This is a genomic window from Pseudomonas sp. SDO5532_S415, assembly GCF_054071155.1.
The window spans coordinates 16954-31368 of sequence record NZ_JBSVWS010000051.1 but is presented as its reverse complement, the minus strand read 5'-3'; the positions used below and the strand labels follow the sequence as shown (position 1 = coordinate 31368).

Sequence of the window (14415 nt, the reverse complement as noted above, 5' to 3'; positions counted from 1 at the left end):
GGAGCGCATTACAATTGTGGGAGCGAGCCTGCTCGCGAAGACGGAGTCACTGGTGGTGCAAGGGCTAATTTGTAAATCCCTGTTTCGGTGCAAAAGCGGCCGATAATCGGACTAAATTTATATCGGTTGCACCATTTAATTTCATAAATGCGACATTTTGCTCTGTCCTAGTGCGCGTTTCGTTTGTTAAAGTCCGGCCCAATTTCTTCCAACGACAATAAATTTGCCGAGACTTTTCCATGATCGAATCCGTTGAATCCTTCCTTGCCCGCCTGAAAAAGCGCGATCCGGACCAGCCTGAATTCCACCAGGCGGTCGAAGAGGTCCTGCGCAGCCTGTGGCCTTTTCTTGAGGCCAATCCGCACTATCTGACTTCAGGCATTCTGGAGCGGATCTGCGAGCCGGAGCGGGCGGTCGTGTTTCGGGTTTGCTGGGTCGACGATCACGGCAAGGTGCAGGTCAATCGCGGGTTCCGCATCCAGATGAACAGCGCCATCGGTCCATACAAGGGCGGCTTGCGCTTCCATCCTTCGGTAAACCTCGGCGTGTTGAAGTTTCTGGCGTTCGAGCAGACCTTCAAAAACTCGCTGACGTCGCTGCCCATGGGCGGTGGCAAGGGCGGTTCGGACTTCGATCCGAAAGGCAAAAGCGATGCGGAAGTCATGCGCTTCTGCCAGGCCTTCATGAGCGAGCTGTACCGTCACATCGGTGCCGACGTTGACGTGCCGGCCGGTGATATCGGCGTCGGCGCCCGTGAAATCGGTTTCCTGTTCGGCCAGTACAAGCGCCTGAGCAACCAGTTCACCAGCGTGCTGACCGGCAAAGGCCCGAGCTACGGCGGCAGCCTGATTCGTCCTGAGGCTACCGGATTCGGTTGCGTGTATTTCGCTGAGGAAATGCTCAAGCGTCGCGGGTTGACCGTTGAGGGCAAACGCGTAGCGATTTCCGGCTCGGGCAACGTTGCGCAATACGCGGCACGCAAGGTCATGGACCTGGGCGGCAAAGTGATTTCGCTGTCCGACTCCGAAGGCACGCTGTACTGCGAGAGCGGTTTGACCGAAGCGCAATGGCAAGCGGTATTGGAACTGAAGAATGTCCAGCGCGGGCGCATCAGCGAATTGGCCGGCCGTTTTGGTCTGGAATTCCTCGCCGGTCAGCATCCGTGGGGCCTGAGTTGCGACATCGCGTTGCCATGCGCCACGCAAAACGAACTGGATGCCGATGCGGCTCGTGCATTGCTGCGCAACGGCTGCGCTTGTGTGGCGGAAGGCGCCAACATGCCGACCACGCTGGAGGCGGTGGATCTGTTCATCGACGCGGGCATCCTGTTTGCACCGGGCAAGGCGTCCAACGCCGGTGGTGTTGCTGTGAGCGGGCTGGAGATGTCGCAGAACGCCATGCGCTTGCTGTGGACCGGCGGTGAAGTCGACAGCAAGCTGCACGCAATCATGCAGTCGATTCACCACGCTTGCGTGCATTACGGTGAAGAGAACGGTCAGGTCAATTACGTCAAGGGTGCGAACATCGCCGGCTTCGTCAAGGTCGCCGATGCGATGCTGGCCCAAGGCGTGGTTTAAGCCGGTTCGATGCGGATGATCTCGATCAGTTGATCGCCGGCCGGGCGTTGCCAAAGCACCTCGTCACCGAGCTGTGCCCCGAGCAACGCCCGACCCAACGGCGATCCCCAATTGATCAGGCCTTTGGCGGCAACGGCTTGGTCTTCCCCCACCAGTTGCACGCGACGCTCGGTGCCGTGCTCATCAGCGTAAATGACCCAACTGCCGATCTGGACTTTCCTGGTTGAAGTCGCGGGCGGCACGACCTGGGCACTTTGCAGGCGTTGATGGAAGTAGCGCAGATCACGCTCAAGGTTGGCCATCAACTGTTTGTCAGCCTGATCGCCGAGCGCCGATTGTCCGCCGTGCAGCGCCTGCAACTCGGCAACCTTGTTTTGCAGCAGGCTCAGGCCCTCGGGGGTGACGTAATTGGGCTGTGCACTGACCTGCCGTTCGACCGGCTGATCGGCTTGCGCGGCGGCGTTATCTTCATTGACGAAGGCACGACTCATGGTTTTCTCCCGATATAGGGTTTGGGCCATGGTTGCAGGGTTTTAGTTTCGGTGGATGTCTATCAGCGACCTATTGCGAGTGATAGGCCCGGGCGGCGTCCTGATCCTTTTGCTGTTGCCAGGCTTTGTCGCGCTCGTCCCAATGGCGGTTGCGATAGTCCTCGCGGTCCTGGCTTTCGCGCATGGCCTGACATTGGCGAAAACCATCGCTCCAACCCTCGGCGTAGTTTTTGTCTTTCAGATAACGCGGGACATTTTTGCGAAACTCACCGGTGATCGCTCCGGCGGCTTGCCGGCCACTGCTGCAGCCGTCATCGAAACCATCGGCGAACGCCGGCGGGTAACCCTTGGCGATCAGATCCTCGTGGGTTGTCTGGCAACCGGCGATCAACATCAACAAACTCAACACGCCTGCGCAACGCCACATCTCAGACTCCCGGGCCGCAATACACCCTGTATGGAAAGTCTAGGTCGGTGTTCGTGAGGCGATTGTGCAATGGCCGTGAAAAATCCATTCAACACCACAAAAAACCCACAGGGGGCGGCAGTGCTTTTGGGTTAGTAGTGATACCACTTCAGCTCCAGCATCACTTCATTCTCGGGCGTGGCCAGGTGGCTGAATTCACGCTGGGCGCTCAGGCGCAAGCCCAGGTCGCGCGATAACTCCCACTGTTGATTCAGGCTCACGCTGCGGCGCACTTCGCCATTGGTGAAGAAATCACCTTTGGTTTCCAGGCTGAAGTTGCCCAGCGGGTTTTTCCACAGCAGGCCTGTGTTGAAACCTGCGGCCGGTGCGATAAATCCGGCGAAATCATTGTTGTGTTCCACGCGCACGGTGCCCAGGGCGAACCCCAGCAGGTCGTCGCCCAGTTGCCAGGTCCCGCCACCACCGCCATTGACGTGGCTGACCAGGTTCTCATCGTCATGCTTGCCCGGCACCCGCTCCAGGCCGCCAGTGACTTGCCATGAAAGCGGTTGCAGCAGCTCATTGCGCGGGGTCAGTGAGCGGATGGTCGCCAGATCCAGTTGCTGCACCTGCCACTCATTGCCTTCGTACTGACGCAGTTTCAGTTGCAGGATCTCGATCTGCGCGCCCAGGGGGAAACTTTCGGCGTTGTCGTTGAGGTCGTGATAGGCCATGCGCAGGCCATATTCGCCAAAGGCGCGATCGCCGCGAGTGCCGAGGCCGGCCTGCCAGGTGCGGGATTCATGGCCATCCTCGGGCAGGCCGGGTTGCGGGATGTCCAACTCCGGAGCCGGGTTCTGATTGATTGCCCGCAACAGTTCGAAACTGCGCTGCGCCCGCTGCGGGTCACGTTCCTGGCCATTCGCGCGGTAGCGCTCCAGGCGATAGGCCGCGTCGATGATCAGCGCCTGGCGGTCGCGGGGTTGCGCCTTGAAGGCCTGGGTTTGCAAGTGCTGCTGGTCGGCGCTGACTTTCAGCACCCACTGTTGTTCTTCATCGGTCAACGGTTCGGCACGGCTCAGCAGTTCGCGCTCGCGGGAAGGGCGGTACTGGATGGATTCCACCAGACCGGCCTCTTTCACAGCTTTGACGGTGTCGGTGGGGATCGCGGTCAGCGGGAATTGCTCGGTCAGGCGCAGGCTTGGACGCGCCACTTGCAGCAGTTCCAGCAGTCGGTAGGAGCAGTTTTCGTCGAAGAAGAAATAGTCGAATTTGATCTGCTTCAACTCCCAGACGTGCTCGACCATGCGTGCGGTTTCCTGCTCCGTCAGGTTCAGGCGGTATTCCCACAGATCGCGGTTTTCCAGGCTGCGGTATTCCGAGAGTTTTTCCTGGTAGGGCACCAGCGCAAACAACCCCGGATAACCCCCCATCAGGCCTTTCCAGGCGTAGAGGATGCTGTTGTCCGAGCCTTCGATGTAGGCGCCGAAGTTGATCGCGTAACTGAGCAGCGAGGTCTTGTCGCTTTGCACATCCGCCTGATCGATACGCAGCAGGGTGTGGCCGAACATGGAAGACGGGCTGTTGAGGTAGGCCGCCGGGAAAATCATCACCGCGCTATGGGGCGAGACGTCCTTGAACCACTGCTTGAATTCAACGCAATCGGGCGTCGGCAGATCGGTCAGGTTGAGCTGTGCTTTCAACCAGCGGGTACGCGCCGGGTAAACGCATTGTGCATGTTGTTCGCCGGCACTGGCCGGGGCGTACAGTGCATGTACGGTGGCTGCCAGCTCCTGGTCCGGGTGTTCGTGGCCGTCGGTGGCGAGGAAGAATTTCTGGTCGCTGACATAGCTGCGCCAGCCACCGAGCTTGGCGGTTTCGTAATGACCCAGGGAAATCCAGAAAGGGTCATTGGCCAGTTGCTGCAAACGTTGAGGGTCGATGTGGGGCGCGGCGGACAGCGGGGCGCAGACACAGAGCGCCAGCCAGGCAAGGCGTTTGAGCATAGTCAGCAACTTAAACAGGAAAAAACCAAGACCCAAAGGGGGAGGTCCAAAAAATAAAGCCCGCTTCCCGGAAGAAGCGGGGTGCGCTCGAGCTTAAGCCTGAGTGGCGTACTTGGCCAGACGAGGATCGTTCTTCAGAACGGCCAGGGTGTTGGTATGCACATCTTCCGCGGTCACGTCAGCCTTGCTGAAGATCTGCTGGAAGTGCTGGTGAGTGACGGCGGCGAAGTGCGCACGGTCTTCCGGCGCCACGCCCAATACCACGGCATAAGTGGTCAGCGCTTCGCCCTGACCTTTAGCCATGTCTTCGGACAGCTCGTTCATCATGCCATTCATGGCAAACCAGGATTTGCCGCCATAGGTCAGCGACGCGTTGGTGGAGCAACCGTTGGTGCCGGAAGTCATACCGAAGGTTGCGTTACCGGAAGTGCCGTTGGTGGTGGATGCCAGGAAGTGAGCCGGAGTACCACGCTGACCTTCGAACAGCATGTTGCCCCAACCGCAATCCGGGCCGCCTGGCGCCTGAGCCATGGCGTTGATGGATACAGCGGTGAAGAGAGTACCAAGAAGAATCCGTTTCATAGCTTTGTTCTCTTTATGTGCGTACCAATGGACAAGGGTTCTGGCGCCTATCTCGCCAGTTTGGACCGGTTATTAATCCAGTCGCGCAGTTTGGAGTTTAGGCACGATCATGGGGTTCCGTGATTTTTTGCAAAACATTCGTTGAAAACAGGGATTTGGCGCTGCTCTGCGCCGGGGTATCGACTTGTCTATGCTTTGGTCAGAGGCGCTCCTTGCCAGTCAGGCATGGGCGGCGCCAGAATGCCGCTATCTGCCCCGCCTGATGTAAGGAAGCCCGATGCCTGATCCTGTTGCTGCCAGCTTGCGTCTAGCGCCCGAAGCGCTGACCCGTCCGTTTTCCGCTGAACAGTTCAGCTTCTCTACCACCAATGATCTGGAGCCCTTCCGCGGTGTGCTTGGCCAGGAACGTGCGGTCGAAGCCTTGCAGTTCGGTGTGGCCATGCCACGCCCCGGTTACAACGTATTCGTCATGGGCGAACCCGGCACCGGCCGGTTTTCGTTCGTCAAACGCTACCTGAAGGCCGAAGGCAAGCGCCTGCAGACCCCGGCGGACTGGGTCTACGTCAATAATTTCGATGAGCCGCGGGAGCCGCGCGCACTGGAGCTGCCCTCGGGCACCGCCGGTGCCTTTATCGGTGACATCAACGGGCTGATCGACAACCTGCTGGCAACCTTTCCAGCGGTGTTCGAACACCCGTCCTACCAGCAGAAAAAAAGTGCCATCGACCGCGCCTTCAACCAGCGCTACGACAAGGCGCTGGACGTGATCGAGCGTCTGGCCCTGGAAAAAGACGTCGCGCTCTATCGCGACAGCAGCAACATCGCGTTCACTCCGATGCTCGACGGCAAGGCGCTGGACGAGGCGGAATTCGCCCAATTGCCGGAAGTCGACCGCGAGCGTTTCCACGACGACATTTCGGCCCTTGAGGAGCGCTTGAACGAAGAGCTCGCCAGTCTGCCGCAATGGAAGCGCGAGTCGAGCAATCAGCTGCGCCATCTCAATGAAGAAACCATCACCCTGGCCTTGCAGCCGTTGCTCTCGCCGTTGTCGGAGAAGTACGCCGAGAACGCGGCAGTCTGCGGTTACCTGCAAGCGATGCAGGTGTATTTGCTGAAAACCGTGGTCGAGCAACTGGTGGATGACAGCAAGACCGACGCCGTCGCCCGCAAACTGCTGGAAGAGCAGTACGCGCCGAGTCTGGTGGTCGGTCATTCGGCCAGTGGCGGTGCGCCCGTGGTATTCGAACCGCACCCGACCTATGAAAACCTGTTTGGCCGCATCGAATACAGCACCGATCAGGGCGCGTTGTACACGACCTACCGGCAGTTGCGGCCGGGTGCGCTGCACCGGGCCAACGGCGGTTTCCTGATCCTCGAAGCGGAAAAAATGCTCAGCGAGCCGTTCGTATGGGATGCGCTCAAGCGTGCCCTGCAATCGCGCAAGCTGAAAATGGAGTCGCCGCTGGGCGAGATGGGCCGCTTTGCCACCGTGACCCTGACCCCGCAGCACATTCCGCTGCAAGTCAAAGTCGTCATCATCGGCGCCCGTTCGCTCTATTACACGCTGCAGGACCTTGATCCGGACTTTCAGGAGATGTTCCGCGTCCTGGTGGATTTCGATGAAGACATCCCGATGGTCGACGAGAGCCTGGAGCAATTCGCCCAACTGCTGAAAACCCGCACTTCCGAAGAAGGCATGGCACCGTTGACCGCTGATGCGGTAGCGCGCCTGGCGACGTACAGCGCGCGTCTGGCTGAACATCAGGGACGTTTGTCGGCGCGTATCGGTGATCTGTTCCAACTGGTCAGCGAGGCGGACTTCATTCGCCACCTGGCTTCTGACGAAATGACCGACGCCGGACACATCGAGCGGGCGCTCAAGGCCAAGGCCACCCGTACCGGACGCGTGTCGGCACGGATTCTCGATGACATGCTGGCGGGGATCATCCTGATCGATACCGATGGCGCCGCCGTCGGCAAGTGCAACGGCTTGACGGTGCTGGAAGTCGGCGATTCGGCCTTCGGTGTACCGGCGCGGATTTCCGCCACGGTGTATCCGGGCGGCAGCGGCATCGTCGACATCGAGCGCGAGGTCAATCTCGGTCAGCCGATCCACTCCAAAGGCGTGATGATTCTCACCGGATACCTGGGCAGCCGTTACGCGCAGGAATTCCCCTTGGCGATCTCCGCGAGTATCGCCCTGGAGCAATCCTACGGTTACGTGGATGGCGACAGTGCGTCCCTGGGCGAGGCGTGCACCTTGATTTCGGCCCTGTCGAAAACCCCGCTCAAACAGTGCTTTGCCATCACCGGGTCGATCAACCAGTTCGGTGAAGTGCAGGCGGTGGGTGGGGTCAACGAGAAGATCGAAGGTTTCTTCCGGCTCTGCGAAGCTCGCGGCCTGACCGGTGAGCAGGGGGCGATCATTCCACACGCCAACGTGGCCACGCTGATGCTCGACGAGAAAGTGCTGGCCGCCGTGCGCGCGGGGCAGTTCCATGTCTATGCGGTGCGCCAGGCAGACGAGGCGTTGAGCCTGCTGGTTGGCGAACCGGCGGGCGCGCCGGACGAGAGTGGCGAGTTTCCTGAAGGCAGTGTCAACGCTCGGGTGGTGGAGCGTTTGCGGGTGATTGCGGAAATGATCAGCGAGGAAGACTTGAAAGAGGCCGAGAAAGAGATGGCGGTCGAGGCGCTGGTGGAGGCCAAGCCGGCCTGATGTAACCAGCGTTCACCTCGATCCACTGTGGGAGCGACGGTGCGACGATTCGACTTGCTCGCGAATGCGATCTGCCAGTCACTATTGTGTTGGCTGACAGGATGCCTTCGCGAGCAGGCTCGCTCCCACATTTCTATCCGGTTCAGGGTGTAAAAGTGCCACTACTCTGACGTCAAACTTCACACAATGACCATTCGGCGCCTTCTGGTTTCGCCTGACGTACCGGTCAAACTTTTCTTCTATTATCAGCTCAAGGATATCGACAGTAATCACTGGATCGAGACAGTCTTCCCGTGGAGGCTGAATACCGGATCTACCGAGGGTCGCCGCCATGTCGCGCAACCTCTGCCTTACCCGTCAATGCCTGGGTCTTGTGACCCGTATCGAATGCGCCATCAAGCCCCTGGCTGGCGATACGGGCATGTGGACCTTGCTGTTCGCCGCCGGGATGGCCGGCGAACAACCTTCAGCCATCAAGGCCCAAGGCCCGTTTCATGGCCCTTTCGTGGCTGAGTCCATCCTCGACACCATTGTTGAAAGCCTGACCCTTCACGGCTACGAACTGGCCGATGATCCGCAAATCTGGTGCCTGCACCTGCAAGCCCAGCTGCGGGAAATCAATGGCGGTCGTTGCCGCAGTGTCGGTGGCTTCGAGTTCCGGCCAGAGCATTGATGCGCGCTACTGGTCCAGTTTGGACAGGTCAGCCTTGTCGAGCTTGACCTCGTAACCATATTGCACGGTGGCGAGGTCGGTTCGCTGATAGCTTTCCAGGCGCGTGGGCTTTCCATAGAAGTAATGCACGGCAAATAATCCGGGGCCTTCAGGGCTGGCGTCGTGGTTGACCGCAAGAATTTCCTTGAGGTAATGACCGCTATCGTCCTTGGCATAAAACCGCCAGTCCTGCTCGGGAAACACCTTCAGATTCACCACCAAAGCATTGCCTTTGAGTTCCAGGCCTTTGGGCAGCTGGCGGGCATCGATGCTCTGTTTATCGATTGTGGCCAGGAACAGTGGCATGGAGCCCACCGCATACGCGGGTGTTTCCGGGAACAGGTTCAGGTCGTAGGTGATAGTGCCGCGCAAGGGGTCGACCTCATAGGCTTGCGCTGGCAGTTCGATCGGCTCGTCGCGTTTGCCGCTGCTGTCCTCGGTGAAGAAGGTGACCGGGCTTTCACCAGGATTGAAAGACGTGCCGAGCAATTCATCATTGAAACTTCTGAGGTGACTGAACTCCACTCGCGCAGCGCTCGGGTCCTCCACTGACTGGCTGACAATGACGCCCTTTTTCAGTTGCTCCTCAGTCAATGTCGCGCCCTTGAGCCAGCTCGGCGCCTGATCGTCATACACCAGCACCGGCAATTCCAGGGGCTGGATGGTCTTCTGTGTGGTGTGACGGTCGAAGCGCCGCACCGGCAGGTTCAGATCCTTGCGGGTGACCGTGACCGCGGAGAAATCCAGCAGGCTGACTTCGAGAGTGTCGATCGGTCCATTGAAATACACCTTCGAGTATCGGTGGGTTTGCTGTTTCTCGAAGGTGCGCTGTTCCTCGTCGAGCTGTTTTTCGAACGCCTCGCTCCAGGCCTTCTGTTGCTGCATTTTCGCTAACTGTCGCTGATAGAAGGTAATTTGCGCCGCGGTTTCATTGATCGAGCCGGACCGCGAGAGAAACTGCCCGGTGGCATCCCTGGCCTGGACGATCAGCGGGTTCAGTGGTGCCTCCCCGATCTCCGGGGCCTGGGGCTCCTTGTTGTTGAATTCGATTTCCGCGTAGTTGTTGCCCATTTTCAGCAAGGTGACGCTGAGGTTGTCGTTGGTGCGAGTCTGGCCAACATCATTTTTCGTCAGGTCGAAGCTATAGAGCCGGCGTGGCGCAATGACTTCCACCTTGCCTTGCAGGCTGACGGGTTGCGGCTGGCTCTTGATGTCGACATCGAGACCTTCGATGAACGGGTAGGTCACGGTCAGGTCATCAGGGTTGGTCAGGTTGGAGCTCGACGGACTCAGCTGGATGCCGGGATCGGTTTCCGACCATTCCGGCTGAAAGGCGATGACGCGTTTGTTGCTCAGTGTGACTGACTGCCATTCCAGACCATGGGGGAATAGAAATGCGGCAGGCGTGCTGAAGTTGAAAGGAAATACCGGCTGCAGGTCGGTCAGGTAGTCGGAGCTGGAATCTTTATGCAGCACGAACAGGCCGTTGATGTAAGTGTCGACCAGGGCCTGCGGCGTGGGGTAGTGCTTGAGTACGGCGAGGGCATCTTCACCGTACTCGGTCACCACCGGTTTGCTGTCGAGCTTCAGTTGCGCCCGTTCCAGCAGCAACAGTGAGCCGCCGAGCTCAGCCACGGCATCCTTGAGTTTCGGGTCAGTGATTGCATCCAGCGATTTTTCGAACTGCGCCGTCTTCTCCTCAAGGCTGATCTCGCGCTTGTCTTCGCCGGGCGAGCAGGCGCTCATCAGCAAAGCCAGGCAGATTCCGGCACTCGTCAAAGGCAATCGCACATCCATTTCCAGTTTCCTGTCCGATATCACTGTGCTGTCAATGGTTTGGACACTAGCAGAAAAAAAATCACATACACCCGCAGGTGACGGATTTACCGACGGTTTATGGCTGCTTCTGGGTATAGACGAGTGGCTGTTATACTCGCGACCATTTTCAAAACACGTGTGAGATTCAATGGAACGCTTTATCGAAAACGCAATGTACGCCTCCCGCTGGCTTCTGGCGCCGATCTACTTCGGCCTGTCCCTCGGGCTGCTGGCCTTGGCGCTGAAATTCTTCCAGGAAGTCTTCCACGTCATACCCAACGTCTTTTCGATGGCCGAAGCAGACCTGATCCTGGTACTGCTGTCGTTGATCGACATGGCGCTGGTGGGTGGTTTGCTGGTGATGGTGATGATCTCTGGTTACGAAAACTTCGTTTCCCAACTGGACATCGATGACACCAAGGAAAAGCTCAACTGGCTGGGCACCATGGATTCGTCTTCCCTGAAGATGAAGGTGGCGGCTTCGATCGTGGCGATTTCTTCCATCCACTTGCTGCGCATCTTCATGGACGCCAAGAACGTCGATCCCGAGCATTTGAAGTGGTATGTGATCATTCACATGACGTTCGTGGTGTCGGCATTCGCCATGGGTTATCTGGATAAGCTGACCAAGCACTGATTTGCCCACACCCCTGTAGGAGCGAGCTTGCTCGAAAAACCAGATTGCTCCGCTGGGCATCTGGTTTTAAGCGTTTTCGTTAACGACCTTCGCGAGCAAGATCGCTCTCACAGAAGGGCATGGGTTGTGTAACAGACGAACGGTGTGGTTTGTGGCTTGTACTTTGATGCGTCAAGGCATATCCCTGTAAAGGTAATGACTTGCCGCATGAGGTGCGTTCATGAACCTGCAAGAGTTGAATGCGTATGCCGTCGCCGGAAAGGTCGATGAGCTGAACCTGATCTCGCTGGAAGGCGGAATCTATCTGCTGGAAGCCCGGATGCACGGAGCCGCCTATCCGCTGAATGATACGCACGGGCACATGATGCACCTGCGCTCAGTTGAGCATGCCCGTGATGTACTGCGCTCCTTTCCCAAGTTGAACTTCAATCTTGTGCACACCCTGGTGCATGACGAGATGTGCGGCCTCGGTGGCATTGATGAAAGTCTGAAGGTGCCGATCGAACAACGTTCTGCGCCACAGCACTGACGGCTCTGATCAACACATTGGCATCTGTGCTAGTCTGCTGACCCTTTTTGGTTCCGGGCGTTCCGGGGACAAGCTGTGCACGCACGGCAATTTCCCGGGCCGTTCGCACAGCGGAGCAGTGTCATGTCCGAAGTAAATCTGTCCACCGACGAAACCCGCGTCAGCTACGGTATTGGCCGTCAGCTGGGCGACCAACTGCGCGACAACCCGCCACCGGGCGTCAGCCTGGACGCGATCCTGGCAGGCCTGACCGACGCATTCGCCGGTAAGCCAAGCCGTGTCGGCCAGGACGAAATGTCCGCCAGCTTCAAGGTGATCCGCGAAATCATGCAGGCCGAGGCTGCAGCCAAGGCTGAAGCGGCCGCTGGCGAAGGCCTGGCCTTCCTGGCTGAAAACGCCAAGCGTGATGGCATCACCACCCTGGCTTCCGGTCTGCAGTTTGAAGTGCTGACTGCGGGTGAAGGCGCCAAGCCATCCCGTGAAGATACCGTGCGTACCCACTACCACGGCACGCTGATCGACGGCACTGTGTTCGACAGCTCCTACGAGCGTGGTCAGCCTGCGGAGTTCCCGGTTGGCGGCGTGATCGCCGGCTGGACCGAAGCCCTGCAATTGATGAATGCCGGCAGCAAATGGCGCCTGTACGTGCCGAGCGAACTGGCTTACGGCGCTCAAGGCGTTGGCAGCATCCCGCCACACAGCGTACTGGTGTTCGACGTCGAGCTGCTCGACGTTCTGTAATACCCAGCCCGGAATTACACCGGGCTAATGTGGGAGCGAGCCTGCTCGCGAAGGCGGAGTGTCAGTCAGCTAAATGTTGAATGTCAGACCGAATTCGCGAGCAGGCTCGCTCCCACAGTTTTTAACAGCGATGTTCATACTTCGATCTTGTTGTGCAGTTCACTGGTCGGGCGCAATGCCCGGGCATAGCAGAACAGAAACAGATTTCTCACCACTTCCTTGAGCACCACCGGCTCGCTGGAACTCAAGCCGTTGAGGTCCAGATCACCTTGATCCTGCAGTTCGTTCAAGGCCTCTTCTTCAAGTACCGCACAGACTTCCCCGGTTTCCCGATGCAGGATCCTCAGGTAGGGGTGTGGGCGGTCCAGCCAGGCATCGATCAAATAAGTCATGTCTCATCTCCATTGATGGGGGTTCAATGAGAATAATTCTTATTCATCAAATAGCAAGGGTCTATTGGCCGATTGCGGCCTTTTCCGGGTAAAGAGTGCGTAAGGTCAAAACGACTGGCGTTCAGCAATCACGAGCATGTGTTGGTCGGGCAGGGGAGTGCGAAGCACCATCCCGCGTCGCGCGGGATGGGGATGCAGCGAAATCAGACTTTTCTGACGAACTCGGATTTGAGCTTCATCGGGCCGATCCCGTCGATCTTGCAGTCGATATCGTGATCACCATCGCACAAGCGGATGTTCTTCACCTTTGTGCCGACCTTGACTACCAGGGATGTGCCTTTGACCTTGAGATCCTTGATGACGGTGATGGTGTCGCCGTCCTGCAGGATGTTGCCCACCGAATCCTTTTTCACCGCATCATCGGACACCGCTTCGGCTTCGCCGCCGGCGGACCATTCGTGGGCGCACTCGGGGCAGATCAGCTGGGCGCCGTCTTCATAGGTGTATTCGGAATTGCATTTCGGGCAGGGTGGCAACGTGCTCACTAAGGCTCCTTGGATTCAGGATCGCTAAAAAGCGCACATTATATAGGGTTTTAGGCGAAAGAGGGCAGGACCGTAAAAACCTGTGGGAGCGAGCGTGCTCGCGATAGCGACATAACATTCAACGCAGATGTCGACTGTAAGTCCGCTTTCGCGAGCAGGCTCGCTCCCACAGGAGATGTTGCTGTCAGTGTGTACGGGCGACCGCAAACTCGCTCAATTCGACCAGCGCATCGCGATATTCGCTGGCCGGCAGCGCGTCGAGGCACTTGATCGCACGGGCCACATAGTCGCGGGCCAACTTTGCGGTGTATTCCAGCGAACCCGAGGCTTCCACGGCTGCACGAATGCTTTCCAGGTCTTCGATGCCGCCTTTCTGGATCGCCTTGCGTACCAGGGCTGCCTGCTCCGGTGTGCCTTCGCGCATGGTGTAGATCAGCGGGAGGGTCGGCTTGCCTTCGGCAAGATCGTCACCGACGTTCTTGCCCAGGGTTTCAGCGTCGCCTTTGTAGTCCAGCAGGTCGTCGACCAGTTGGAAAGCCACACCCAGATGATCACCGAAGGTGCGCAGCGCTTCGCTCTGTTCAGGCGTTGCACCGGCCAGCGCCGCGGCGCTGTGGGTCGAAGCTTCGAAGAGCATCGCGGTCTTGCCGCGGATGACTTCCATGTAGGTTTCTTCGGTGGTGCTGGCGTCACGAACCTTCGACAGCTGCAACACTTCGCCCTCGGCGATGATGCGCGTGGCTTGTGAAAGGATCTTCATGACCGGCATGGAGCCCAGCTCGACCATCATTTCGAACGAGCGTGAGTACAGGAAGTCGCCCACCAGTACGCTGGGTGCATTGCCCCACATGGCGTTGGCGGTCGAGCGGCCTCGGCGCATGCCGGACATGTCGACCACATCGTCATGCAGCAGGGTCGCGGTGTGCAGGAACTCGATGGTCGCGGCCAGCAGGCGAAGGTCATCGCCTTCACGGCCCAAGGCCTTGCCACACAGCAACACCAATAAAGGTCGAAGGCGTTTGCCGCCGGCCGAGGTGATGTAATCGCCGATTTTCGACACCAGCGGCACTCGGGAAGTCAGCTGCTTCTTGATGATGCCGTCGACGGCGCTAAAATCGTCCGCGACCGCGCGGTAGAAAGCTTGGGGTTGCATCAGCGACAGTCGCTCCAGAAGGGTTGCGCGGCATGCTAGGACCCACGTCCGGGCCTGTCAAGGCGCGATGGACGGCCTATTGCAAGGCGCTCGTGCCTTGCGTACAATCG

Annotated in this window: 14 protein-coding genes; 6 read left to right on the top strand and 8 right to left on the bottom strand. The window is 58.6% G+C overall.

The genetic code is table 11. The annotated features are described in order from the left end of the window. Window positions 1-239: 239 nt before the first annotated feature. On the top strand, window positions 240-1577 hold the full coding sequence (gene gdhA / locus ACW9HW_RS14175; protein WP_457400399.1) for an NADP-specific glutamate dehydrogenase: 1338 nt from the start codon (window positions 240-242) through the stop codon (window positions 1575-1577). Here gdhA and ACW9HW_RS14170 read toward each other — a convergent pair. From ACW9HW_RS14170 to ACW9HW_RS14155, 4 genes are all read right to left on the bottom strand, one after another. Further along, the gene (locus tag ACW9HW_RS14170) at window positions 1574-2068 is read right to left on the bottom strand and encodes a GreA/GreB family elongation factor (RefSeq protein ID WP_095196632.1); all 495 of its coding nucleotides are present in this window, start codon (window positions 2066-2068) and stop codon (window positions 1574-1576) included. The genes gdhA and ACW9HW_RS14170 overlap by 4 nt on opposite strands. A 70-nt stretch (window positions 2069-2138) precedes the next feature. Next, complete coding sequence (locus tag ACW9HW_RS14165) at window positions 2139-2495, bottom strand: hypothetical protein (protein ID WP_457400397.1); 357 nt, start codon at window positions 2493-2495, stop codon at window positions 2139-2141. A gap of 131 nt (window positions 2496-2626) precedes the next feature. Continuing rightward, a complete protein-coding gene (locus tag ACW9HW_RS14160) occupies window positions 2627-4480 on the bottom strand; it encodes an Lnb N-terminal periplasmic domain-containing protein (RefSeq protein ID WP_457400396.1) in 1854 nt (617 codons plus the stop codon). Window positions 4481-4573: 93 nt separating this feature from the next. Then, window positions 4574-5062 (bottom strand): DUF3015 domain-containing protein, encoded by a 489-nt coding sequence (locus tag ACW9HW_RS14155; protein WP_095196630.1) that lies wholly within the window; start codon window positions 5060-5062, stop codon window positions 4574-4576. Window positions 5063-5339: 277 nt separating this feature from the next. Here ACW9HW_RS14155 and ACW9HW_RS14150 point away from each other — a divergent pair, with 277 nt between their 5' ends. After that, on the top strand, window positions 5340-7778 hold the full coding sequence (locus tag ACW9HW_RS14150) for a Lon protease family protein (protein WP_457400394.1): 2439 nt from the start codon (window positions 5340-5342) through the stop codon (window positions 7776-7778). Window positions 7779-8109: 331 nt separating this feature from the next. Then, on the top strand, window positions 8110-8451 hold the full coding sequence (locus ACW9HW_RS14145) for a PA4575 family protein (protein WP_047533476.1): 342 nt from the start codon (window positions 8110-8112) through the stop codon (window positions 8449-8451). 6 nt (window positions 8452-8457) lie between these two features. On the opposite strand, the gene ACW9HW_RS14140 is transcribed toward ACW9HW_RS14145, so the two are convergent. Next, on the bottom strand, window positions 8458-10287 hold the full coding sequence (locus tag ACW9HW_RS14140) for a hypothetical protein (protein ID WP_457400393.1): 1830 nt from the start codon (window positions 10285-10287) through the stop codon (window positions 8458-8460). A gap of 169 nt (window positions 10288-10456) precedes the next feature. Here ACW9HW_RS14140 and ACW9HW_RS14135 point away from each other — a divergent pair, with 169 nt between their 5' ends. From ACW9HW_RS14135 to ACW9HW_RS14125, 3 genes are all read left to right on the top strand, one after another. After that, window positions 10457-10945 (top strand): TIGR00645 family protein, encoded by a 489-nt coding sequence (locus tag ACW9HW_RS14135; RefSeq protein WP_095196627.1) that lies wholly within the window; start codon window positions 10457-10459, stop codon window positions 10943-10945. Between the two features lie 220 nt (window positions 10946-11165). After that, window positions 11166-11474: a DUF6482 family protein gene (locus tag ACW9HW_RS14130; RefSeq protein ID WP_457400390.1), complete on the top strand. Its 309-nt coding sequence runs from the start codon at window positions 11166-11168 to the stop codon at window positions 11472-11474. Between the two features lie 123 nt (window positions 11475-11597). Beyond that, entirely contained in the window at window positions 11598-12215 is a 618-nt protein-coding gene (locus tag ACW9HW_RS14125; protein WP_095196625.1) for an FKBP-type peptidyl-prolyl cis-trans isomerase, read from the top strand. Between the two features lie 134 nt (window positions 12216-12349). On the opposite strand, the gene ACW9HW_RS14120 is transcribed toward ACW9HW_RS14125, so the two are convergent. From ACW9HW_RS14120 to ACW9HW_RS14110, 3 genes are all read right to left on the bottom strand, one after another. Beyond that, window positions 12350-12607 (bottom strand): PA4570 family protein, encoded by a 258-nt coding sequence (locus ACW9HW_RS14120; RefSeq protein ID WP_457400388.1) that lies wholly within the window; start codon window positions 12605-12607, stop codon window positions 12350-12352. Window positions 12608-12810: 203 nt separating this feature from the next. Beyond that, window positions 12811-13152: a zinc ribbon domain-containing protein YjdM gene (locus tag ACW9HW_RS14115; protein WP_095196623.1), complete on the bottom strand. Its 342-nt coding sequence runs from the start codon at window positions 13150-13152 to the stop codon at window positions 12811-12813. A 184-nt stretch (window positions 13153-13336) separates the two neighbouring features. Beyond that, window positions 13337-14305 carry a polyprenyl synthetase family protein gene (locus ACW9HW_RS14110; protein WP_095196622.1) on the bottom strand — a complete coding sequence of 323 codons (969 nt, stop codon included), beginning with the start codon at window positions 14303-14305 and terminating at the stop codon, window positions 13337-13339. Window positions 14306-14415 lie beyond the last annotated feature (110 nt).